Below are 707 nucleotides of genomic sequence, written 5' to 3' on the forward strand. Positions count from 1 at the left end.
GACTCCATGTCCAAAAAGTCATGAGACATGACACCGCTAGACGGTCTCGCAGTGGCCTCGACGTTTCCCCAGGTCATATTGGGGACCGTTTTCAGTATGGAGCTGATCGTCTGGTTGCCCTCGCGGGGAGCTAGACGATGTCGAGGAACTAGACGATGAGCACCGCAGAGTGAAGGCCGCTCTGGGCGCAAATCCCGGGTTAAGGCTCAAAAAGTGTGTCTGGTTGGACTGATTTTCGGCAGTTGATCTGGGTTAATGCTGAAAGTATAAGCGCTGCGGGTATATATCTGGCAGTTTCGCTCTCAATCCACGGTGTGGCTGCCTTGGTGTGCTACGGGGCGGTGGTTCGGTTGCCCAATGCCAAAGAACCGACCACGCTGCCATTGTGGCGGCGATATGAAACGAAACGGCACCACCAGCAACGGAACTACCCGATGGCGATGCAAGGCTTGCGGTGCGTCCAGCGTGAAACGCCGTGACGATCTAACCAACGCTGCAGGCTCAGTTCATCGATCACTGCACCACGTCAACCTCGTTAAGGGCAATGGCTCAACGCCACGGGGTCAGCCTTGCCACCATGAAACGACGGTTTAGCTGGTGCTGGCTGGTTGACGTGCCTGACCCGACCATCGGTCATGCAGGCAGGGTCTACGACCAGATCTTCATCGACGGGACCTACACCGCAGGTGGCTGTCTGATCGTGGCGG

At 57.0% G+C, this 707-nt stretch carries 1 pseudogene; it reads left to right on the forward strand.

Annotation, left to right across the window (positions count from 1 at the left end):
• Window positions 1-357: 357 nt before the first annotated feature.
• Window positions 358-707 (forward strand): annotated as a pseudogene (locus tag HMPREF3048_RS11765) (IS256 family transposase); the annotation flags it as partial.

The sequence above is a fragment of the Corynebacterium sp. HMSC075D04 genome (assembly GCF_001815635.1).
GTDB classification, from domain to species: Bacteria; Actinomycetota; Actinomycetes; order Mycobacteriales; family Mycobacteriaceae; genus Corynebacterium; species Corynebacterium coyleae.